Origin of the sequence: Arenibacter sp. P308M17, from assembly GCF_003426735.1 — a bacterium.
GTDB lineage: Bacteria > Bacteroidota > Bacteroidia > Flavobacteriales > Flavobacteriaceae > Arenibacter.
In genome coordinates, this window is the sequence record NZ_QVON01000008.1 from 25,382 (window position 1) to 49,705 (window position 24,324).

Annotated in this window: 16 protein-coding genes and 1 tRNA gene; 7 read left to right on the forward strand and 10 right to left on the reverse strand. The window is 38.3% G+C overall.

Annotated features, from left to right (window positions below):
• Nucleotide 1: 1 nt before the first annotated feature.
• The 3 genes from D0S24_RS17360 to D0S24_RS17370 all read left to right on the forward strand — a co-directional run bounded on the left by D0S24_RS17360 (nt 2) and on the right by D0S24_RS17370 (nt 3,938).
• Nucleotides 2–1,783 carry an SLC13 family permease gene (locus D0S24_RS17360; protein ID WP_258922839.1) on the forward strand — a complete coding sequence of 594 codons (1,782 nt, stop codon included), beginning with the start codon at nt 2–4 and terminating at the stop codon, nt 1,781–1,783.
• A 112-nt stretch (nt 1,784–1,895) separates the two neighbouring features.
• Nucleotides 1,896–2,219, forward strand: a complete 324-nt coding sequence (locus tag D0S24_RS17365; protein WP_117021099.1) for a DUF202 domain-containing protein — start codon at nt 1,896–1,898, stop codon at nt 2,217–2,219.
• A gap of 255 nt (nt 2,220–2,474) precedes the next feature.
• Nucleotides 2,475–3,938 carry a sodium:solute symporter gene (locus tag D0S24_RS17370; protein ID WP_117021100.1) on the forward strand — a complete coding sequence of 488 codons (1,464 nt, stop codon included), beginning with the start codon at nt 2,475–2,477 and terminating at the stop codon, nt 3,936–3,938.
• Here D0S24_RS17370 and lepA read toward each other — a convergent pair.
• A complete protein-coding gene (gene lepA / locus D0S24_RS17375) occupies nt 3,935–5,731 on the reverse strand; it encodes a translation elongation factor 4 (RefSeq protein WP_117021101.1) in 1,797 nt (598 codons plus the stop codon). The two genes, D0S24_RS17370 and lepA, sit on opposite strands and share 4 nt — an antisense overlap.
• Before the next feature lie 388 nt (nt 5,732–6,119).
• Here lepA and D0S24_RS17380 point away from each other — a divergent pair, with 388 nt between their 5' ends.
• On the forward strand, nt 6,120–8,474 hold the full coding sequence (locus D0S24_RS17380) for an outer membrane beta-barrel family protein (RefSeq protein WP_181938125.1): 2,355 nt from the start codon (nt 6,120–6,122) through the stop codon (nt 8,472–8,474).
• On the opposite strand, the gene D0S24_RS17385 is transcribed toward D0S24_RS17380, so the two are convergent.
• The 3 genes from D0S24_RS17385 to D0S24_RS17395 all read right to left on the reverse strand — a co-directional run bounded on the left by D0S24_RS17385 (nt 8,471) and on the right by D0S24_RS17395 (nt 10,912).
• The gene (locus D0S24_RS17385) at nt 8,471–8,689 is read right to left on the reverse strand and encodes a hypothetical protein (RefSeq protein ID WP_117021103.1); all 219 of its coding nucleotides are present in this window, start codon (nt 8,687–8,689) and stop codon (nt 8,471–8,473) included. The genes D0S24_RS17380 and D0S24_RS17385 overlap by 4 nt on opposite strands.
• Before the next feature lie 77 nt (nt 8,690–8,766).
• Entirely contained in the window at nt 8,767–10,167 is a 1,401-nt protein-coding gene (locus D0S24_RS17390; protein ID WP_117021104.1) for a radical SAM protein, read from the reverse strand.
• The gene (locus D0S24_RS17395) at nt 10,139–10,912 is read right to left on the reverse strand and encodes a prolipoprotein diacylglyceryl transferase (protein WP_117021105.1); all 774 of its coding nucleotides are present in this window, start codon (nt 10,910–10,912) and stop codon (nt 10,139–10,141) included. Before D0S24_RS17395 ends, D0S24_RS17390 begins: the two co-directional genes overlap by 29 nt.
• Nucleotides 10,913–11,180: 268 nt before the next feature.
• Between D0S24_RS17395 and dusB the strand changes: the two genes are divergently transcribed.
• A complete protein-coding gene (gene dusB / locus D0S24_RS17400; RefSeq protein WP_117021106.1) occupies nt 11,181–12,176 on the forward strand; it encodes a tRNA dihydrouridine synthase DusB in 996 nt (331 codons plus the stop codon).
• On the opposite strand, the gene D0S24_RS17405 is transcribed toward dusB, so the two are convergent.
• Both D0S24_RS17405 and rbfA read right to left on the reverse strand, forming a co-directional pair.
• Nucleotides 12,173–13,381 (reverse strand): ABC transporter permease, encoded by a 1,209-nt coding sequence (locus D0S24_RS17405; RefSeq protein ID WP_117021107.1) that lies wholly within the window; start codon nt 13,379–13,381, stop codon nt 12,173–12,175. The genes dusB and D0S24_RS17405 overlap by 4 nt on opposite strands.
• Before the next feature lie 2 nt (nt 13,382–13,383).
• Nucleotides 13,384–13,776 carry a 30S ribosome-binding factor RbfA gene (gene rbfA, locus D0S24_RS17410; protein WP_117021108.1) on the reverse strand — a complete coding sequence of 131 codons (393 nt, stop codon included), beginning with the start codon at nt 13,774–13,776 and terminating at the stop codon, nt 13,384–13,386.
• 145 nt (nt 13,777–13,921) lie between these two features.
• On the opposite strand from rbfA, the gene mce reads away from it, so the two are divergent.
• Entirely contained in the window at nt 13,922–14,338 is a 417-nt protein-coding gene (gene mce / locus D0S24_RS17415) for a methylmalonyl-CoA epimerase (RefSeq protein WP_117021109.1), read from the forward strand.
• 163 nt (nt 14,339–14,501) lie between these two features.
• Nucleotides 14,502–14,575, forward strand: a tRNA-Ile gene (locus tag D0S24_RS17420).
• 434 nt (nt 14,576–15,009) lie between these two features.
• Here the strand turns inward: D0S24_RS17420 and D0S24_RS17425 are convergent.
• The 4 genes from D0S24_RS17425 to D0S24_RS17440 are packed head-to-tail and all read right to left on the reverse strand — an operon-like array spanning nt 15,010 to nt 23,938.
• Complete coding sequence (locus D0S24_RS17425; protein ID WP_117021110.1) at nt 15,010–15,714, reverse strand: hypothetical protein; 705 nt, start codon at nt 15,712–15,714, stop codon at nt 15,010–15,012.
• Entirely contained in the window at nt 15,641–22,120 is a 6,480-nt protein-coding gene (locus D0S24_RS17430; protein ID WP_117021111.1) for an ATP-binding protein, read from the reverse strand. Before D0S24_RS17430 ends, D0S24_RS17425 begins: the two co-directional genes overlap by 74 nt.
• Complete coding sequence (locus D0S24_RS17435) at nt 22,120–22,965, reverse strand: nucleotidyl transferase AbiEii/AbiGii toxin family protein (protein WP_117021112.1); 846 nt, start codon at nt 22,963–22,965, stop codon at nt 22,120–22,122. The genes D0S24_RS17430 and D0S24_RS17435 overlap by 1 nt, the downstream gene beginning before the upstream one ends.
• Nucleotides 22,940–23,938 carry a type IV toxin-antitoxin system AbiEi family antitoxin gene (locus D0S24_RS17440; RefSeq protein WP_117021113.1) on the reverse strand — a complete coding sequence of 333 codons (999 nt, stop codon included), beginning with the start codon at nt 23,936–23,938 and terminating at the stop codon, nt 22,940–22,942. Before D0S24_RS17440 ends, D0S24_RS17435 begins: the two co-directional genes overlap by 26 nt.
• Between the last annotated feature and the right edge of the window lie 386 nt (nt 23,939–24,324).

The window sequence follows — 24,324 nt, forward strand, 5'->3', positions numbered from 1 at the left end:
AGTGAAGGAAACTATGGGCACCGATTTGATTATTACCATTGTTATTATAGGAATTGGGATTGTACTTTTTATTAAGGATTACTTTTCCATAGACACCACTTCAATTCTTATAATGGCCCTTTTTATCGTGGCCGGGGTGCTAAGTCCGGAAGAAGGGTTCTCCGGATTTAACCATCCCGCTACCTTAACACTGGGATGTATGTTCGTGGTAAGTGCCGGGGTCTTTAACTCCGGAATCCTTAATGGCCTTAGCCATCAGATCATTAAATTGGCCAAAATACATTATAGTATAGCCCTGATCACCTTTTGTTTGATTGCAGGCCTCTTCTCTGCCTTTGTGAACGATTCTGCTGTGGTGGCACTGTTATTGCCCATTGCGCTTACCGTATGCAGGGAGACCAAGATTACACCGGGAATGTTGTTAATGCCCATTTCCTTTTCTGCCCTTTTTGGGGGTACCTGTACCCTTATAGGTACTTCTACCAATATTTTGGTGAGCAGTTATGCCGAAAAATACGGTCTGGCCGGTTTTGGGATGTTCGAATTCAGTTTAGCGGCCCTTTGTTTAGCCACCATTGGATTTGCCTATATCTTTTTTGTGGCACCACTTTTATTGCCCAAAGACCAGAAAGGGGGCAATGTGCTTACCAGGGATGCGGAAAAATATATAACGGAACTATTGGTTGTTGAAGGATGTCCCGATATAAAAAAGCCCCTGTACAAGTCCAAACTCGTGAACGATTACAATGTGCAGATCATGACCATATTGAGGGCAGGGTCCTTAAAGTATAGTATTGGTCCCGAAACTTTTATTTTGGAGGGGGACATTATTAAGGTGCTCATCCCCCCCAAGACCTTAAATAGTATTAGGGATTTAAAAGGATATAAGATCAAGGGCGATAAAAAAGTGGACCAGGCCGAATCCGAAAAACACATTTACGAAGTGATCGTTCCCTTTGGTTCCAGGTTAACGGAAGGATCGCTTCGTTCCCTAAATTTTAGAAGGCAGTACAACAGTTCCGTTTTGGCCATTAGGCAACGGGGGGAAATCCTGTATGAAAAATTGTCCGACCTGAAATTGATGGAAGGGGATATGTTACTGATCTTGGGAACAGAGGCTGAGGTTGATGTACTGGTCTCCCAAAACCTGGTGGTTCCACTTTCAGAGCATAAACAAGGAAGGACCAATTACAAAAAGGCCATTCCTGCCATTGTCATAGCCATTGGGGTGGTATTGGCCGCCTCCCTTAACCTTACATCGATATTGATCAGTAGTATGGTAGGGGCGCTTTTATTGGTGGTGACCTCCACTTTAAAGCCCAAGGAGGCATACGAAGCGGTGGAATGGAAGGTAATTTTTATGATGGCGGGCGTCCTTTCCATGGGAACCGCTTTGGAAAAGACGGGCGGGGCCGAAAAAATAGCCCTTTTTATTGAGCGGACTTTGGGAAATTACGATGCCCAGGTTACCTTGGCTATTTTGTACCTGGTTACCTTTCTGTCTACCAATGTGCTCTCCAGTAAGGCCACCGCTGCCTTGATGACACCTATAGTGATAAGTCTTGCTGCAGCCATGGAAGTTAGTGAAAGGCCATTTTTGGTGGCGGTGATGTTTGCATGTTCCCTCACTTTTATGACCCCGGTAAGTTATCCTACCAACACCATGGTCTATGCCCCTGGGAACTATAAATTCAATGATTTTTTAAGGGTCGGGACACCCCTGAACATTATAATATGGATTGCGGCCATCTTTGTTATCCCCTATTTTTTTCCTTTTAGGTAGTTTAGAGTACCATACTTCCGTTCCGCAATTTATGCCCTGATGTTGTGATGGTCCAGAATTCTATTATATATTTGTCCATACCCATTGGGCCCTTTTAACCTGTGAAGACAAAATGAAATCCAAACTCAGAAGGTTTATTCAGGTCACTGACGACTATCAGCGCAAGGAGGAGATCATTCTTCGGGACCATCTTGCCATGGAGCGTACAAAACTGGCCAACGAGAGAACCTTGCTGTCCTATATCCGGGCATCCCTATATTTGTTGTTGGGGGGAATTGGTCTTTTGGGACTAAAGGATTTTCAGGACCTGAAGATAATTGGCTATGTTTCCCTTTCCTGCAGTGTTTTGTTGTTGATAATAGGTATCTTTCGCTATACTCAGTTGAAAAGACATTTAAAACAGGTCTATAGGCCTTTTGAAGAGGAAAATTCTTAGGATTGGCCTTGCTGATCGCATTTTCCAAGAAACTGTTTAAATGTTGTTTTTGGAAAATTTTATACTGTATTTCTGCCTGCCTGCCGGCAGGTTTTTTTAAGGCGAAGGTGTTTTAATCCCGATCGTTATCGGGAGCATAGCCATAGCTGGGGGCCGGAAAGTTTCCAAAAGGAATTTGCGAATGGTTCCATCCCAGACTTTAGTAAAATTGTATTGATTAAAACAATATCTTGGTTAAAATTAAATCCATCTACATTGAATCCATTTCTAGTTTTAGCGATTATTTCCGTTTATTTTATTTTGTTAATGACCATTTCCTATTTTACTTCAAGAAATAGAAGTGACGAATCCTATTTTACGGGAGATCGGCAATCACCTTGGTTTTTGGTGGCCTTTGGAATGGTGGGTGCCGGACTTTCTGGGGTAACCTTTGTATCCCTTCCAGGAATGGTGGGCAATAACAATTTCTATTTCTACCAATTTATACTAGGGAATGTAGTGGGCTATCTCTTCATTACCTTTGTCCTTATACCGTTGTACTATAAATTAAGGCTGGTATCCATTTATGGCTATTTGGATCAGAGATATGGGGTTAAAACGTATAAGACCGGGTCGCTGTTCTTTTTGGTCTCGCAATCCTTTGGGGCTGCACTGAGACTATTGTTGGCCTCCAAAATCCTTCAATTTGCGTTATTTGATAAGCTGAATATCCCGTTTCCCATAACGGTAATCATCATCTTGCTTTTAGTGTGGCTGTACACCAATAAATCGGGGATAAAGACCATTGTTTGGACAGATACCCTGCAGACGACTTTCTTGGTACTGGGCGCCATAATCACGATCTATACCATTACCTCCTCCTTGGATCTATCTTTTTCAGGAGCCATACAACAGGTTACGGAACATAGGTATTTTGAAATATTTAATTGGGAGAACAAATCTAGCAATAATTTTTTTAAGCAGTTTATTGCTGGGATTCTTGTGGCCATCGCCATGATAGGATTGGATCAGAATATGATGCAAAAAACCTTGACCTGTAAAAATCAATGGGATGCACAAAAGAACACCTTGACCTACAGCTTAATTTTGGCCATGACCCAATTCTTGTTTTTAGGACTTGGGATCCTATTATATATTTATGCGGAGAAAAATGGAATTACATTGGCCGTAAATGAAAACGGGACACTTTTGGATACCGACAGCCTGTTTCCCAATCTGGCTTTGAACCATCTGGGAGTTTTTGCCGGGATCAGTTTTTTGTTGGGGATCATTGCGGCATCATTTTCCAGTGTAGATTCTTCCTTGACCGCACTGACCACTTCTTTTACCTATGATTTTCTGGATATTTCCCATAAGTCCAGTGCAGATAAAAAAAGACTTAAGAACTGGGTCCTACTCGGTTTTTCGGTAGTTCTCTTCCTAATAATTATTTTATTTTCCAACAGTAGGGGAGATGTGGTATCGCTAATTTTTAAAGTAGCCGGGTATACCTATGGCCCATTATTGGGCCTGTATATGTTGGGGATGTTTACCAAGATTGCCGTTAAGGACAAATGGGTACCCCTTATTTGTGTGTTGGCCCCAGTACTTACCTATTTATTGAGTGTCTATTTTGCCCAAACCTTTAATTTCGACTTTGGATTTATCAACATAGCCGTCAATGCCGGACTTACTATTTTAGGATTGTTATTGGTAAGACGAAAGCCTGAAACTGCTTAATCGTTCAGTTTAAGCACCGCCATGAATGCCTGCTGGGGTATTTCTACGTTTCCAACCTGGCGCATACGTTTTTTACCCTTCTTTTGTTTTTCCAACAACTTTCTCTTTCGTGAGATATCGCCTCCATAGCACTTGGCGGTTACATCCTTTCTCAAGGCCTTTATGGTTTCGCGGGAAATTATCTTGGCACCGATAGCAGCTTGTATGGGAATATCAAATTGTTGCCTAGGAATCAGCTCGCGGAGCTTCTCACACATTTTTTTGCCAATATTGGCCGCGTTGTCTGCATGTATTAGGGCGGACAGGGCATCCACAGGCTGTGCATTGAGCAGTATGTCTACCCTTACCAATTTGGAGGTGCGCATCCCAATGGGGGTATAATCAAAGGAAGCATATCCTTTGGAAACTGTTTTTAATCTATCGTAGAAATCGAATACAATTTCTGCCAGGGGCATATCAAAATTCAATTCTACCCTTTCCGTGGTCAGATAGGTCTGGTTGGTAATCTGCCCTCTTTTGTCTATACATAAGGACATAACATTGCCGACAAAATCGGCCTTGGTAATGATAGTAGCCTTAATGTAAGGTTCCTCTACGTGATCCAAGGTGGACGGGTCCGGTAGGTCGGATGGGTTATTGACTATAATAGGCTCTTCAGGGTTTTTTCTGGTAAAGGCATGGTAGCTAACGTTGGGTACGGTGGTGATTACCGTCATATCGAACTCGCGTTCCAGACGTTCTTGGACGATTTCCATATGAAGCATTCCCAAGAAGCCGCAACGAAAACCAAATCCAAGGGCTGCACTGCTTTCCGGTGCAAACACCAAGGAAGCATCATTTAGCTGCAACTTTTCCATGGAGGAACGCAGTTCCTCATAGTCTTCCGTATCTACCGGATAAATGCCGGCAAATACCATGGGCTTAACATCTTCAAAACCTCCGATAGGGTTTTTGGTAGGGCTTGCGGCATCGGTAATAGTGTCCCCTACCTTTACTTCCCGGGCATCCTTTATTCCAGTAATGAGATAGCCAACGTCTCCGGCCTTTATACTTTGTTTGGGGTGCTGTACCAGTTTTAGGGTACCTACCTCATCTGCGAAATAGTTTTTGTCGGTAGCTACAAATTTTATTTTTTGTCCTTTTTTGATTTCCCCGTTAATAACCCTGAAATAGGTTTCCACCCCTCTGAACGGATTGTATACGGAATCGAACACCAAAGCCTGTAGGGATTCATCCGGATTGCCCTTTGGAGCGGGGATGCGTTCTATAATGGCTGTCAATATTTCCTGGATCCCTAGGCCCGTTTTGGCACTGGCCGGAATAATGTCCTCTGGCCTACAGCCCAATAAATCAACAATATCATCGGTAACTTCTTCGGGGTTGGCACTGGGGAGGTCTATCTTATTCAAAATAGGAATAATTTCCAGATCGTTCTCCAAGGCCAAATAAAGGTTTGAAATGGTCTGCGCCTGTATACTTTGTGCCGCGTCTACTACCAATAAGGCGCCTTCACAGGCCGCTATGGAACGTGAAACCTCATAGGAAAAATCCACATGTCCCGGGGTATCTATAAGATTGAGCACATATTTTTCCCCTTCATACTCATAATCCATTTGAATGGCATGGCTCTTAATGGTAATGCCACGCTCCCGTTCAAGATCCATACTATCCAATAGTTGGTCTTGCTTTTCCCGTTCAGTGACCGAACCGGTAAAGTCCAACAGCCTATCGGCCAAAGTACTCTTGCCGTGATCAATATGTGCTATAATGCAGAAATTCCTTATGTTTTTCATCTATACTTAAATTTACTTGGTCTGAATATACCTTGTCAAAAATAATAGTTGAAAGAGGCAATAGCAGCTTCATTTTCTATGATTTGTACTCCAATATAATCATCGTACAAACCAAAGCAACTGCAAAGATAGGCTTTATCCATGATTATTAAGGTAAAAATCTCTTGGGCCGATTGCAAGCAAAAGTATCTTATAAATAATTTAAATACGGGTCGGGTTTACACTGGGCGGAATTTTGAAATACGGTTTTTTACTACAATAAGCAAAGAAAATATTGCTAGTTGTTAAGAAAAAATTAACTTTAAAGATTTTTATAACGAATACGCCACTGTTTGTGACAATGCTAAAGGTTTCGACCCTATTCTTTATCCTGTTTTGCATCCCTTTAATGGGTCAAGAATATACGATTTCAGGCCATGTAAAGCAAACGGATGGTACGGAGGTAGCTTTTGCAAATATACTGCTTTATAAGGTATCCGATACCAGTTTTTTTAAAGGGGCCGCCTCTGATGAAAAAGGTTTTTTTTCGTTCAATAATATAATCCCCAACCAATACCTGATACGTGCCAGTTATATAGGGAGCCATTCCGACTATACGTTGTTAGAGGTCAATTCCGACATGGACATAGGGCCGCTCTTTATAGATGATAAGGGGCTGGAATTGAACGAGGTGGTCGTAATCTCCCAGAAACCATCTTTGGAACAAAAGGTAGATCGACTGGTCTTTAATATTGGGAATACGTCGCTTTCGGATTCAGACTTATGGGAGGTTCTCAAGAGTACTCCTACCGTTTTTGTTATGAACGATGAGATTAAGGTGAAAGGGGAAGCTGGAGTTCAAATAATGATCAACGATAAGAAGGTGAACCTACCACCGGAGGATATCCTCAACCTTTTAAGCGGTACCTCGGCAAAGGGGGTACAATCCATAGAGGTAATAAACACACCACCCGCAAAATATGATGCCGAAGGAGGAACCTTGATCAATATTAAAATGAAAAAGAATTTAATTGCGGGCTATAATGGGGCCGTATATAATAAATATAGTCAGGCCATATTTCCAAGGCAAATGCTTGGTAACAGCCATTTTTTTAAGAGTAGGCAATTGGAAGCCTCCTTTAATTATAGTTATACACAAAACAAGATTTTAACAAATTATACGGATATCACCAATTTTATTGAGGATGGCCAGATCAGGGATACCTGGACATCGGACCTGGAGGTTATTTATAGAAGTAAAAAACATAATACCAGTGCCTTTTTGGATTATGCCCTTAACGATAACAATACCATCAGCTTCTCTTCCATTGCCACATTAACACCCTCTTATTTGACAAGGGATTTATCGGATACCCAAATTCTGGATCCTAATGATGGCAGTACTTCAGGTTTTTACACCCTTAACAATGGCAGATTTGAATCGATCAACGCGGCGTTTTATTTGGATTATAAACATACTTTTAACGACCAAGGCTCCCAATTGACAACAAATTTTCATTACACCCATTACGATTATGATAAAAATCAGGAATTGGAAACCGATTTTTACGATGGTAACCGGGCCATTGTTGGGGAGAATAACTTTAATACCATTAATCAACAGCACACCGATTTATATAGTGCACAGGCGGATTTTGTCTCTCCCATGGGGGAGGGTTCCAATTTTGAATCCGGGTTAAAGTATGCCCTTATAGATTCAGAAAGTTATATTGCCCAGGAGGGTTTTGACCGGGAACAGGAAGGTATCGAAACTACCGGGGAGGGTACATTTTTTTATGATGAAGAAATTTTTGCGGGCTACGCCAGTTTTGATTCAAAATGGAACAATTGGACTTTCAAATCTGGATTGAGGGCCGAATATACCAATACCAAAGGCGATTTTAGTTTGAGTACGGACAAGTTTAAAAATCATTACTTGGAATGGTTCCCTACCCTATTTTTACAATTTAACCCCAATTCCAAACATAGATTTGGGGGCAGTTACAAAAGAAGCATTATTAGGCCCAGCTACGATAAGATAAATCCCTTTCAAGTATTTCAAAGCAATAATTCCGTGGTGGAGGGCAATGTAAACCTGCAGCCCTCCTTCAAGAATTCAGTAATATTATCCTATACCTATGATAGGGATTACACCGTAGAGCTTTTTTATAGATACCATAGGAATATTATGCGTTTGTTGACCTTTCAGGACAATGAAAGCAATTTACTGAGATTTATTACCGACAATGTTGACAGGGAGTTGGCCTATGGAGTGGATTTTATTTATAGGAAGGAGATATCCAATTCCTGGGACACCTATTTCCTATCGTCCTACTACTATGGAGCGGAGCGTTTTACAGATATTCTATCACAACAGACCCTGGATCAGGGTCAGTGGACGCTTTTAATTCAATGGAATAACAATTTCACCCTGCTGGAAGACCGGTCTTTAACGGCCAATCTTAATTACAGCTATGTTTCCCCTATCATAATTGGTAATTCCAAACAGGAATACTACAATGAATGGGGAATTTCCCTGAAAAAGAATATTTGGGGCAAAAAAGCAAGCATAACCATGGGCCTTTCCGATATTCTTAAGCAGTTTAGACTAACAAACACCCGTAAATACGGTAACCAGGACAATATATCCATCTATAAACCGGACGGGAGGGTATTCTCACTTGGATTTAGGTACAATTTTGGCAATATGAAGATTAGGGACAACTACAAATCCAAGGATACCGATGAAAGGGACAGGCTCTAAAAACCGCCCATCAGGGCCCCGCAAACGCCTAGGCTGACCAGCATATAAACTCCCGCCAATATAAATAATATCTTAGAAGCCTTTTTCTTCTGCTTGGACCTTAAAATAAAGCCTATCACCAATAATAGAATGGCCGGACCGAACATAATCAAAAAAAGGATTACCACTAGTCCGTCCAGGTTACCTACTTCTAAAGGAAGGGATAAAATATACATAGCTAAAATTGAAGATTAAATATACTATAAAATACAAAGGGCATATACCATATTGGTCTTAAATGCAATGACAGGTCTTAGTTGTGGTCCACTTCCGCCTTTAGTTCGTTGAGGCGTTTTATTTTATCGTCCCTGTAGAAGAGGTTCATGGTTTCGAAGGGTATAATTTTATAATCTTTGTTAACGATATGCACGCAAGACTTTTTAATTGCCCTTACATCAAAATTATAGGCATCTATAAATTGCATGATAATAATTCTGAACAAATTGTCGTAGCTCATATTGGGGGCGTCGATTTCTGGAAGGCAGCACATGATGGATTTTAAATTTTCGGAAGCTTTTTCAACTGAGTTTCCAGTGCTGAAAAGCTGTATCATTTTTTCGTGCAACTGTTCGTCCTGTTCATAGATAATGGTATTCTTACCACTATTCAGCAGGTCGTCCGGGTTAATATATCTCGTTAAGGGTGTTACCGCATCCCCAATTTTTAGGGCATATCCCATGACTAGGGCATCGGGGTTGCAAGGAACCGGAATTAGGTCGTCCGGTTCAAAAATGGGGGATTGTTCCAAAATCTTACGTCTAACCTCGGTTAGGGTAATCCTATTTTCATCGACCTGAAAATTCTCCAGCCTTCCAGCAATTTGGGTGGGCTGAAAAGTAACTCCCCGAACACATTTTTGTTTCAGCGCAAAATCAATTGTGGAGCCCATTTCATGGTCGTTCAGACCTTTCTGCAAGGTAACCACTAAGGTAGTGGACAGGTTTAGGGCATTCAAGTGCTCCAAGGCCTTTAACCGGGTTTGTTTTAAATCGGCACCTCGCAACGTTCTTAGAATTTTATCATCCAAGGAGTCGAACTGAAGATAAATTTCAAAATCGGGAGCATAGGTAGCCAACCTTTTCGCAAAACCAAAATCCTTAGCAATTTCAATGCCGTTGGTATTCACCATTAGGTGCCTAATGGGTAGCGATTTTGCATAATCCAATATTTCAAAAAATTGTGGATGTATGGTTGGTTCACCACCGCTGATTTGAACCACATCGGGCTCGCCTTCGTTTTTTACGATTACATCCAACATCTTTTTTATTTCTTCCAGGGTTCTATGTCTTCCATAGTGGGGAGATGAGGAAGCATAACAGGTGGGGCAGCTAAGGTTGCAGCGGTCCGTAACTTCCACCACCGTAAGGCAGGAATGCTGCTCATGGTCAGGACACAGTCCGCAATCATATGGGCAGCCATAATGTGTTTTGGTGTTAAAGGTCTTAGGGTATTCGGAAGCCTTGTTGTAGTTGCGTATATTTTTGTAGTATGCAATATCGTCGGCAATGATCACTTTTGATTTTCCATGCTCCCTGCAATTTTTGAGCATATAAACCTTTTCATCTTCAAAGACGATCTTGGCATCTACCCTTCTTAAGCATTCGGGGCAAAGACTTAAGGTAAAATCATAGTAGGTATAGTTTCTTTCGGGCATAACTAATGGCTTCTCCAATGGATTTATAATAATACAGCAAACAAAGTAAACATAAATATTGAATGCCGCTCAGGTCAAATAGGAAAAAGGAATTGGGTTTTAAAAATTCCAGCATAAACCTAAAAGAAAAGTAGCTGACCATAAAGATTTTGAAATAGCTCCCATTTTTAAGCGGCTGTGCAGATTTTTGAAGTTGTTTAATTAGGAGGAACAGGCCTATTAAAAAAACTATTTCATAAAGTGCAATCGGATGTCTGTAAAGTCCGTCGCCTAAATCCATTCCCAAATAGAAGGTAGTTTCTTTCCCATAGGTAAATTCCTTGGTTCCCGCCAAAAAGCAGCCCAGTCTACCAATGGTGATCCCCAGAATTATGGGCAAGGTAAACAGATCTCCGGAAGACTGCTTTTCCCCGATCACTTTTTTTACCAACTCCACACCCAATATGCCACCAAAGAGTCCGCCCATTATGGTTTTGTTGTTAAGGAGGGATATGATGCCCTGGGAGTAGTGAAGGGGGGGATTTTCTAAGAAGGCAATTAATCGCGAAAAGAATAGGGCACCAAAAACAGCTCCAATGATAATGGACAAACGGTTATTAGTAGAGATGGTGTCGGTGGTTCGTTTTCTTAAATAGAGATAATATCGAAATCCTACAAAAAAGGCCAAATATTCCAGCACCAAGTGCATATTGATCTTTATACCAAACATAATTGGTTCGTATGGCAGGGAAATAGAAAGTAACATAGGCGCTAATTTACTTTTTATTTAAATGTTTCTAAGAAATATTCCGATAAGGCTTTATACAAAGTTGAGCCGTTAACGGCTTGGGTTTTATAAATATTATTCCGCTGAACAATTGGGTCCACCCCTATTGAAGCAATACTAAAATTATAGAAAGGATTCAGATTCATTTTTGGGGATAGTCGGTTTTAACCTATTCTTATCCCCTGAAATTTAGGATTATAGATTTTTTCAGTAATTTTGCATTCCCAAAATATAAAGGATTTCAATTGTGCCTAAAATAGGAGATATTCAATTACCGGATTTCCCATTGTTGCTTGCCCCAATGGAGGATGTTAGTGACCCGCCCTTCCGTGCCCTGTGCAAGGAGCAGGGTGCCGATGTGGTGTATACCGAATTTATATCCTCCGAAGGACTTATTCGTGATGCTGCCAAAAGTGTCATGAAATTGGATATTTATGAAAAGGAACGTCCAGTAGGGATACAGATTTTTGGGGCCAATTTGGACTCCATGCTCCAGTCTGTGGAGATAGTGGAAAAGTCAGGCCCGGATATTATCGATATCAATTTTGGATGTCCCGTAAAAAAAGTGGTTAGCAAAGGGGCCGGGGCCGGAATACTGAAGGATATAGATTTAATGGTATCCTTGACCAAGGCCATGGTGGCACATACTAAGCTGCCCATTACGGTAAAGACCCGTTTGGGATGGGATTCCGATTCCATTAAAATAGTTGAGGTTGCGGAGCGTCTACAGGATGTGGGCTGTAAGGCCATATCCATCCACGGTAGAACAAGGGTACAGATGTATAAGGGAGAGGCCGATTGGAGACCTATAGCAGAGGTAAAGAACAACCAGCGCATGCACATTCCGGTTTTTGGAAACGGTGATGTGGACAGTCCCGAAATGGCTGTGAAAATGAGGGACGAATATGGCTTGGACGGCGCCATGATAGGTCGTGCCAGCATAGGCTATCCTTGGTTCTTTAAGGAAGTGAAGCACTATTTTAAAACAGGGACACATGCCGCGCCGCCCACCATGGAGGAGCGCGTTGATGCCGCCCGCCGTCATTTACAGATGGCCATAGATTGGAAAGGGGAGCAATTGGGGGTTTTTGAAACCCGAAGGCATTATACCAATTATTTCAAGGGAATACCCAATTTTAAGGAATACCGAATGAAGATGGTCACCAGTGACCATTCCGTAGATGTGTTCGAGGCCTTTGATGAGGTGATGGAAAAATTCGGGGATTTCGAATTTGTAGGCTAATGAGTTATTAGTTTCTTATTGATCCTACTGCTGGCAATTAGGGAGGCAATAATGCCCAATACCAGAATAGTTGCTAATACAATAAATACGTTGATCAAACTGTATTCCACTGGATAGGACAGACTAGGCGTTATTTTAAGCCAACCCAAGGCCAATTGGGACCATATTAACAAGGAACCCAAAAACACGCCGATGAAGCCGCCCAGTCCGGTTACCAATAAGCCCTGTACAAAATAAATTTTTCGAAGGGCTTTAATGGTGGTGCCCAAATTGAACAAGGTCTTGGAATTTTGTTGTTTGTCCAGGATCATCATGATGATGGCCCCTACCACGTTAAAAAGGGCAATAATGAGCACTAGGGTAAAGATGAGATATGTGGCCAAATTCTCCGTATTTAACATTCTATATAGGGTACTGTTCAGCTCCCTACGGTCTTTTAAAACTATCTGATCGGGAAAAATAGCTTCAATTTCTTGTCTTAGTTCGGGAATATTGGCATTTTCCTTTAGTTTAAAGTTTATACCGGAGAACTGGGTACTGTCCTTTTCCAATAAGGCTTGGACCAAGGGCAGATCGGCAAAAATATACTTCCGATCCAGCTCCTCTTCAATTTGGTAAATACCGCTGATGACCAGGTTGGTCTCGTTATAACTGTCCTTTAGCTGTCGCTGCCCCAACAAACCTTTACCCGGTTTGGGGACACGAACCACCAACGGACTTTGAAAATTGTTGATGCTTAACCCCAAGAGATTAACAATACCTTGTCCGGCAACCCCTTGTAGGCCATTTATGGCCCAATCACCATAAAAGTAAAGGCTGCTATCTATGGGGGTCGTATTTAAAAAAGTAGCATCTATTCCTTTTACATAGGCAATATGGGCCTTTTGGTCATGGGTCAGATATACCTTTTCCTCAATTTCCTTGGAATAGGCCGTTATATTCCGTAGTTGCTGAAGCGCTTGTTCCTGGTTTTCCGAAACGCTAAAGAATTTGCCTGTTAACGGCAACGCTTTAAGGTCTGGGTCCACCATATTGGTGTAGGAAAGGCTAAAGGTCTTTAAACCTGCGAAAGCGGAAAGTACAATGAAGAGTGCTGCCGATCCGATTACGATGACCAGAAAGGTAATGAAATTGATAATGTTAACCGCATTTTGGCTACTCTTGGAACGCAAGTACCGCTTTGCTATGTATAAAGGGAAGTTCAATCTTATGATTTTTTCCTTTTTTCCAATAGATCAGGATTCTTAACAGGGTTTTCTTCGCCCTTAAGCGATTTTTCAATGCCATCTATATATTCCAGGGAATCGTCCAAGAAGAATAAAAGTTCGGGAACCCTACGCAATTGGTTTTTGGTGCGTTGTGCCAGTTCGTGTTTTATCAGGGGCTGGTTGGATTTAATTCCGTCCAATAATTCCTTGCCCTTGGTGGCCGGAAAAATACTTACATATATTTTGGCTATGGAAAGGTCTGTGGTGACCGACACTTTGGATACCGAAATTAGTGTACCTTTTAGTCCGCCGTCGGTAGCGGCACGCTGTAGGATATCGGCTATATCCTTTTGAATGACCCCGCCTATTTTCTTTTGTCTTTGTGTCTCCATGGCACAAAAATACGATATATTTATATAGATTCTATGATTGCTTACCGATTAGCTTTTGGAAAATGGGTAAGCCGGTATTTAGGAAAGAAAGGGCAGGGGGGTCCCTAATGGATCGGAAAAGTTGGATAGTATAAATAGGGTGATTATGAACAAAATTGAACATCTGGGTATAGCGGTACATGATTTGGAGGTTTCCAATACGCTGTTTGCAAAATTATTGGGGGTATCCCCTTATAAAATGGAGGAAGTGGTATCGGAAGGGGTAATGACCTCCTTTTTTAAGGTAGGTCCCAATAAGATTGAATTATTGCAGGCAATGGAAGGGGATAGCCCTATTGCCCAATTTTTGGAAAAACGCGGGGAGGGGGTACATCATATTGCCTTTGCGGTAGAAGATATAAGGCTGGAAATGGACCGCCTGGCCCAAGAGGGATTTACAGTTTTGGATAAGGTTCCCAAAATGGGGGCCGATAACAAACTGGTAGCTTTTTTGCATCCCAAGGGAACCAATGGGGTGCTGATAGAGCTCTGTCAGGAAGCACCGGGTCTGGAGAAAGTATAACTGTGGGCATGTGTTTAGGGCGGAGTAGTGGCTTAAGGGTAAATTATGCTGCCCAATTTGCTTGCAGCGTAAAAAAATAAGTAGTAATATTGCATCCGCAAATTGCGGTTCCTGATTGCTTTTTCAGATAAGCGTATTTGAAAGTGGAAGCAAAAAAGGAAATGGTCCTATAGCTCAGTTGGTTAGAGCACCTGACTCATAATCAGGTGGTCCCTGGTTCGAGCCCAGGTGGGACCACTTAATAATCAGACAGTTACATGAATTTGTAGCTGTCTTTTTTGTTTTACTGCGTGCTTTCTGCGTGCTTTTTTGGAATCCATTTTACTTTTTTTTTGTATGTAACATAATTTTAGAGTTAGTAAATCTTGACATGCTGTAATGTATAATTTGCTTGAATTATTTTGTAATATGATATAAATCAAAAATTGTTGCTCTTCAAATAATAATTTCTAATATTCTTATAACTGAATTATCAGTATACTTAGGATCTAGTGCGTGAGGTGTGAGAGTTCGAGTCTCTCCGCCTGCACAAAGTGGATATTCTGGTGATGTTGACCCCTTAAACTAAACTTCTGTTGCTGAAATGCTTTCTAGACCTCACATGCCTTTTTAAGATAAGGGCAGTAAAGCTATTTTGTATCAAAATGTATTTGAGAAAATTATTCTTCATGTTATTTCTTATCATTTGATTTTTTAGATAATGTCTGTCTAACAGACTCCTTCAATCTTAACAATTCCTTTTTCTGTTCCTCAATGAGTTCTTCTAAGTCATTGAAGATATGATTGAACCGCTCCTCAATAGAAGTTGTTTTGACCTTGTCAGAGTCTAATGAGCTACTTCCTTTCATCGCTATCATTATATCCAATTGAGTAAGGAGTTCTCTTTCCTCTTTGGTTAAAAATTCTTTATGTTCATTTAACCATTGTTCATCTTTGAACATCAAATCGCTATTCAAATGTATCTCTATTGATTTATTGAAAATATTTTCAGTATTACTTTTGACTATATAAATAAAGTTTGCCCAAGCATTATCTCTTGGTAATGGCCGATATTCAAGCCATCTAGGGGAAATTAGATAGTCTCGTTCTTTGAAAATTTCAAGGATTTCCAGTATTGGCTGTAAATTTTCTAGGGGTTTAGTTATAGGGAGAAATTCTTTATTACTCCATAGTTTGAGGATTAGTTCGCAACATTCTTTCTGTAATTGCTTCTTTCTTTTAGGGGAGCTGCAATTTTCAATATTATCTATTAGTTCGGCAAGGTAGTGAACTAGCCATCGAGCTAACGTATTAACCGAATACTCAAGCTTCAGTTCTTGGATTAGCTTTTTTCCTAATTTTAAAATCTCTTCCTCCGAGTGTTTTGACGATGCCATTTGGTTTTATTAAATAAATTTTCACGTTGTTCTTTATTTTCAATTCCCATCTATCCCGACCATAGATTCGTTCTTTTAATTGTCTATCTATTTCGCACTTAATAATCATGCACTTATCAACTTTAGTGAGGAAATCTAGAAGAAAATGAATGTCTACTCTAAAGAGCACTCCGTCGCTTTCAACTTGACCGTGATGTTTGTATTCTGTTATTTCACTCCAATGTTGATATTCAGCTATAAGCTTGTTTTTCAAAAAAGTTTTCTTGTAGGATTCTTGTAAAGTGATATCGAATGAATCTCTTACTATTTTTCCGAACGTAATATAGTCTTTTACAATGTCTGATGCCAAAGGGTCGTGATTGTCTAAACCATCCACTTCTGACCTTGGGTTGCTTAACCATCCAAAATATTCAAACCCACATTCATTTATTTCGAATCTATCTTCATCCTCTTCGAAAGGTATACGATAATCATGACTTTCTGTTGCTGATTGAAAAGCTCTTAATAGGGCATCAGAACCTCTTGAAGTTACCAGGGCCGACCTTATAGAAACAGATTCATAGTTTTCGCCAAAGTGTCTTGTGCCGCCCGAAAAAGCACTTATTTGGTCTTTACCAAAGTAATGATTGAACCCTACTTCATAATCATATTTTTCTTCATCAATATTGTCTCTCCATTCTTTATCAAACTTACTATACTCGATATGCCAATATTTTTTTTCTAAAGGTAAAGGGTCTCGTGAATCAGATAACCAATAATTATCCCAGGTATTGGCTTTAGATGGCAACCAAGATTCCCAATTTTCCCAGTTCCAATCACTTTCAATAAGAGAGTATTTACTCAGCAGTTCAGTTGCGGCACAGAACATCGCGTGATACTCATAATAGGTTTGTAAATCTTCGATTGTTGGTTGGTTACTATGACGTTTACTCAAAAGTGGATAATCACGCTGATCGGTCTGATTTCTGACATAATCGTCATTATTTACATTTCCTTTATAACCCCAAATGTTTGTTATTATGTTGTCACAAAAATCAGCTACTTCATATTCTGAAATATTAAAAAATTCTCCTAGTCTATTAAAAGAATAGGGCAGGGTATCCATTATATCAAAGTCAAATTTCCATTCCTTTTCAGAAGACGACTTTGCCTTTCTTTTATGCTTTCCAGATTTTTCTTCGCTTATCCTTGGAAGCCTGCTACTTAAAGTATTATTAATATTCTTGACTTCCACAGAGGAATAAATCGACTCGTCAAACTCATATAGTTGCAGACAAGTTTTTTTGATAAAGAACTGTATTAAGGTATGTGGTAATTCATCATTCATCAATTCCTTGTAAAAGCAATCTTTTAAATGGATTAAGACTTTTGGATTTTCGCTGCTGACTCTTTCAATTGCAATCCACAAGTAAAGTTTAGCCGACATCCAGTAGTAGGTATATTCCTTGTTTTGAAATGGGTAGCACGTAGTTTTGTTCTGTGCATTCAACAAATTGTCTAGAATTCCAACTTCCCCGACATTAATGAGCCTTCTTATCGCATGAACGGCCCTCCATCTCAATCTCTTGTCAGGATTTCCTAAAACAAATCGTAATATCCCAGAAACGGCTAGGTCAGAGCTAGCTGGGGGCGACAGGTCTTCGTTCCATTCTCCATCGGCTATCTTTCTATCTATTTTAGCTGTCCAGCGGTTAAGAACCCATGTTATTGTTTTTTCATTTTCAGTTTTATCGAGTGTTTTGTTCATTAATGAAAACGAACCGTAAATAGACTCATCTGAAAGGTTTTCTATTTTTTCTGGAAGTAGGTTTCTCATTGTCACGGCAAGATCAGAATCTTTGAGAGAAAATAATTTTGCAAAGGAGTTAATATGGGATAGTAATAAATAATCATCTTTATTGAACTCGCTAAACCATTTTGATAGGATATATTTAAATCTTTCCTTTTTCCATTTTCTCACTGAAGGATGAATACTCCATTCATTAAGACACCTTTTTAAAGCATTTTCAAAAGCATATAAGTTTAATAATTCTGAAGATATGTTTATCAAAGCATCAAGATGTTTTACATAATTTTTTGGGGTGCAATTTTCTTTAACTTCGGCCAAAAAATTCTCAACTATCAATCTGGTGCCATAATCATTTCCGGCTTGGTTTATCTCCATGATCGCTTTCTCAAGGTCTTGTGTAGACAAGAGGTCAATTTTAGCTAAATCTATAGGATGCTTATAATCTTCTTCCTTATATTTATTTTCGTATTCGGATTTTTTCTCATTCTTAAGGTCGTTTCTGAAATCCTTATACTCTTCAATTTCTTGAACTAGATTTGGAAACAGCTTATTACTATCCTTTACTTCATTGTACAACGCTTCAATCAAAGCTAAGTTCTTATCTAGCTTTAAGTTTCTAAATATTGTCTTTGTGAAGTACGTTAGGTTTTTATTATCAGTATTCAGCTTATATTGGGAGATGACCTTTTTATAGATTTCAATTATCTCATCATGATAATAATGGGTGTTTAGGGGTAGCAAAGCTCCAGCTATATTATGGCTTATGATTCCGTTCTTTAATGATGTATTGATTATGGGTATAATGTAACGGTTTAATTCAATAACATTTCTATGATGCCAACGGCTAACGGTTGAGAAGGCGGAGCTAGGGTCGAGGTTGAAAATACCCTTTATACCTTCGCTATATGGAAAGTGTTTCTTGTCATAATAGCCCAATTTTTCATCTGCATATTCAATATAACGAGCAAAATCATACGCAAGTTTTGAATTGCGACTTAGTATCCCGTTTTCAGTTAATCCATATAGACATCTAATCTGATAAAATGCTTCATAGTCAACATCTGAAACTGCCTCAATTGCTTTGTCAAAATAGTATTTGCCCACGGTAGCATCAATTTTAGATGCTATAACGGAGCACTCAAGAAACAAGTCTGTTGCTTCTGTTGCCGACATTGTCTTATCAGAAATGATTTGGTCTAGTTCATCTAAAATTTTAAGGGATAGTTTGTGAAGAATGGACTGATGCAATATTTTTTCAAGCACAATAAGTCTTAATCGTATCTGGTTAGATTTATCATTCAAAAATGAGTTAATGATTTGTTCTATGTACCCTTCATTTTTATTTAATAAGAGAACAAACTCCAATAGAGAACCGGCTAAATAATTTAGCCTGTCGTTAGCCCAATGAGAATAATGTCTAAACTTCCAATCATCTTTTATGTTATTACAAATTTGAGAGAATTTTGAAACACACTCTTTTGTATTTAATCGACCAGTTAACTTGTCTGCCTTAAGCTGGAAAATAGGGATAGCATGTTTGAAGAAACCTGTGAAATCATTTTTGTCATTTTCAAGACTTCTTCTTTTTTCATAGTCTTTAATTTTATCAATGTCCTTAAATTTTATAGGATATAAGTCTTCAAGAAGAATGGCCTTTTTGCTCAATGAGGATTTCAAAGCCTCTAGTTTGAGACTGATTTCAAACTCCAATTGAGAATCTTTGTGGTGGTCATAGGTAGTAGAGAAATGAGGAACGCGGCTTGGAATTTTGTAGGTAATGGAATCCAAAATCTCTGATACTTCTTCCTGAGAAACATCTGTTGCAGCGGTTAATATTTCACAAAAGTCAACTATTGTAGCATAAAATGAATTTTCAAAATCTATCTTTTTGTTCAGAACTTTTTTCAAAAAATCAACGATAAGTTCAAAATCAAAATGACCGATTGACCTATTAAACTTGAAGAGTTTATTGATTAAAAAGATTTTAGCCAAAAAGGGTAACTCCAAGTTATTTGTCCATTCTTTTATTTCCTTTTCCTTAGAATTGAAGATGGTATTTTCCAAAAACAAATCACCGCTAGATACGTGGATTGACTTAGGTATCCATCTACATAATGAAACAAATGCTTTTCTTGTTCCAAAGTTTCTTAGTATTGACTCTGTTTCAAAAGCAATGTCTTGAAGACTAATTGGGTACTCATGTCGTTCATCTTCATTTAAAGAATTGTATTTCCAGTTCAACCATTTATGAGCTGTTTGTAAATGATTTTTGCTGATTTCTTTTTTACTTGGAATTCTAGAATAGATACCTGCTAACTTAAGATGGAATGAGCCACCCCAAGTCTTACCCTCCGAATTATTACTTAATTTCAACAATGAAGAATCATCGCCAAACTGGATTACCAAATCTGGATTATTTATTAAAAGGTTCGTTAGTGCCTTATCATTTTTTGATTCTTCAGCAGCAATAAAAAGTAGCTTAAAAAAAGTAATGTTATCTGTGTCACTATCCGCAACCTTTAATGCTAACTTTGTTCTACCTATATAGGTTTCCTTATTTCGAACAGGGTCGATTGGTAGTGAGCGAAATTTTTCTTCGAGAACTATATTCTTTAAATCCTCTTTAAGCCCTGCTTCAAATAAAATATTTCCAAGATTAATCGAAGCATATTCATCCTCATCTGACTTTTCGATAAATAGTTTAGCAATTTTATTAAGATCAGAATCGTCTACAATGTAAGCTCCTCGGACGTAGTTTTCAAAGTCCTCATCTCTAAAACTAAATTTATCATTGTCCAATACTAGACCATGCCATATATCAGATGCTAAATCATTAAATAGCTCTACGGGTTCATCAAGGAGTCTCGATATATATGATACGGGTACCGGCCTTGGAAGGGTAATTAGATTAACAAAGAAAGTATCTATTAATTCTCTACCGTTAGAGCCAATTTTTTTGATTGCTTCATTTATTCTTTCTTCAATAATATCTTCAACTACTTTACCATTTGGCCGTAAATAATTGATGATTTCACTAATTCCTTCCTGTTTTAAGCCTATTGAATAAGTTTGGACTCTGGGAATACCCTTTGTTAGCTTATGAAAATCAGAGACTTCTTCATCCGTACTATCAGGTATAAAGTATTTTAAGTGAATTTCGGTCTCGTCATTGGTAAAGGGAGATATTTGTATGTCACAATATTTATGAGGTAGTTTAAGTGTGTTTTTTCTGTGAGTTCTACATGTGACAACAAGATTGCATTCTACAGGGAATGTTTCTTCTAGCATATCATGAACAAAAGAATTCTCTTCCCTCTTTTTTGCTGCCGTAACATTATTGTCAGCAGCATCAATGATGATTACCAAATAAGCATTTTTATTTCTTTGTTTTAAAATGTTTAATGCATCATTTAGTCTTCTTTTGAACTCTTTGATATAAGTTTCATCAGATTCATTTTTCGAGATTAAAAAATCTACACCTGTCTTTTTTGCAATTTCATTTGTGACTTGTACTAATGCATTTCTATGCAAATGTCTACGGTCAGAAGAATCTAAATATGATCCATTGCCGTAGCAATCATAGATAACACATTCACAATAATCTGGAATATGTTCTTTTATCTGCTGAACAATTGTTGATTTGCCTATTCCTGCACCTCCATGAAGGCAAACAGGGATGCCTTTTGAACTCTCGATTGTGCTTATAATATCATCTAATTGTTCTCGTTTGATTGACTTTTTTAATTTCTCAAATCTCTGTGGAACTGGAAAAATATTTTCTAAACTACCATTATTGAATCCAAGGTTCGCAATAACATCTATTAAAGTAATTCTTGTATTTGACTTGGATTCAGGCATCATTTTTTTCCAAATCAATCTTGCGAAGCTATCAAATTGATGTCTAGAAGATACGGATGTGTTGCTGATGGCCATTATTAGCTCTTTTTCAAGTAAGTTCCTTGAACTGGCTCCGCAATCATCAAAATCAAGTAATGCCAAAAAGTCGGAAAATTCAGTCGTATTTAGCTCGGATGCTTTAAATAGGTTCTCGAACCCGTTCCGATATTTAGGGAGATTCTTAAGAATCTTATTAAAGCTTAATTTATTTTTTGATGTTAAGGATAGTTTTTTCTGAACATCTAAAACGGTCTTTATCTGAGTGGGGTTTATATCCCTATTACTGATTAATTTGATTTTTACCTTCTGTAGAACTAAATCTCTACCGAACTCAGTCAACAGCGCCTTGTATATACTGGCAAGTCTATGAATGATTGAACCTTTATGGGACTTATTTTTCTTCCCTTTATATAATTGGTAAAGTGTCCAGTTTTCTGATGTCCTTCTAGTACTATATTTGAGTTGAGAGATAACAACTTTGTTAGCTTCGGAAAAATTTTCTCCGCCATGATATTCTATTAAATCAATCCCTAATAATTTTTCTCCATGGGGATCAATTTTATTAGATAATGATTTTTCAACTCCCTCAATGCCTAATGCTTTCAGCCCATTTTCATCAAAGTTTAAAAGATCAAGTGATTTTTTAATTGCCCAAAGAATATGGAAATCGTCACCCGCGCTTGATAAATCGGCATCAGGGATAGTTGTGTACTTAGCCATTATAAATTTACTTCCGTTAAACCCTCCTTAAACTCCTCCAAAAGTTCCACGGCATACTCCAAACCCCAATCTTTATTCTTAACCCATTGCTTCGCAATCGATGATTCTGCAGGGTCAATAATATTCTCATTTATTGTTTTTAATATTCTATCGTTAATTGGTTTCGAAATAGTTAAAAACTTGCTAGCATTTCTTCCCAAAACCCTTGCAGAAACTTTGAGTTGGTCGAGTTCGTCATTCTCTGGAAAAGTATCATTATGATGTTCCACTATTTCGTCATAGTTGTAATCAAAGTAGTGCTCGATTATTCTTAGGATATCATACAAGTCATTGTCTCTTTCTTCAGGCCTATCGCTCCATGCAATTAGCTTTAAAATTACCATGCCATGTAGAGAAGGTATATTTATGGATTTCTCTTCTATTTTGACACTGGTCGATTCCTCTAGGACTTCACTAAACCCAAGAACATGTAAATCGGTGTAACGCTCGTTAAAATTAATGGTAAAGTTTTCTTCGATTTCCCCAAAAGGTAATAGGTCAATTACTATATTAAATTGGGGATTGTACATGGTCCAAGGAGCTTCGACTTTGTTAAACCCATGCTCTGTCAATTCGCTCACAACGGCTTCAAATTCTTTGATTGATGATATCATTATAGCAAAGTCAATATCCTTTGTTCCTCTACTTGGTTTGACACCATCTTTTAGCAGTTCTAATGCAATTGCACTGGCACCTATTAAGTAATAGGGGATTTTCAATTTTTTCATTACTTCATCAATACAATCAAAAACTTCTTTGAAGTATGGAATGGATAACTCTTTATATGTTTGGTTTGATTCGGTCATCAAAAATCATTTTTGCGGTTTCTTTACATCTTTTGCCATTGATAATCATAAGGTCGGTATAGACTAATTGATTTGGGACAGTTTTATCATTGAACTTAGTATTCCAGAACATTTCATACACGAATATTTCTCCGTCTTCATCAGGTACTAGTTTATAATTAATCATTAAATCCTTATTTGTTTCTGTAGTATATAAAGCGAAGTTTTCTGGACGTAAATGATTGGTCAAAATATCTCCTGCTGGTTCTCCTCCCCATAAAGTTTTATCTGTATTTAGGTGAATTTCCCTCCAGTTTTGATCTCGGTTTTGAAATCTGAACCTTTGTTTAAATAGTGTAGGTCGTAGCGTCTGAGCATACTCGGTTATCCATTTATCCAAAAGTTCTTCATAGTCATTGATTATGTATTCTTTTGTGTTCAACTTTAATAGGTGATGAGTTTCCAATAATCCATTAATTACTTGAGGAATATTGCCCAATCCAACATCCGCAATCTCTGCTATTTCTCTTTGTGTTTGATTAATTAGCTCTGGATTTAATAAGAAATGAAAAACTACTTTTAATCCAGTTTTGGTAAATGCCCTATTTCCTTTTTCTTTTTGAGTTTTTAAAGGTTTGTTGGTGTCAATAAAAATATACACATCATTCTTGTTTATATAAGCATTCCCATTTGCTTCTATATAGTTTATACCATTATCGCGCAGATCTTTCTTGGTTTTTGGATATAGTTTCTCCGCAACTAAGAGAAAATCTTTGAAGTGATTTTTATTTTCAATCAGATTATAGAGTTGATGATTCTTGACATCCTTCTTAACCTCTACTTCGAATTTGAATTTGTGATCATTAAACAAGAATTGTAAAACCCCATCTATATGCATATCATCTTTTTTCTCCTTAGTTTCCCAATTCAAAAAGATGACGATATTTTTATCTAATCTATCGAAAGCTTTATATATTATTTCCTCTTCTTCCATGACATCATTCTTTTTTTGTTCACTTTTTTATATTGTTCATTATTCGTGAACACGATATGAATGTGAACAAATATAATAAAAATATAGAAACCCTATATATCTATATAATTCTAATATGAACTATATAGTCAAAATATGGACACACCTAGAGCAGACTAGCAAATATTTCAATTTAAAGGCATGGAAGAATTCAAATTGGAATAACTAGTGTATTTATAGAAAAGAGAATTAATACTATAAAAATAATAGCTATTGGTGTTAACTGCATAAATTGATGCCATCAAAGGATTGAGTGATTTGGAATAAGTCTTACTCATCCAAGCCCCTGCGGAAGTTAAAAAACCTTCAACTCAAAACACCAGAGCGGACACTCTTCTCCAATCTGC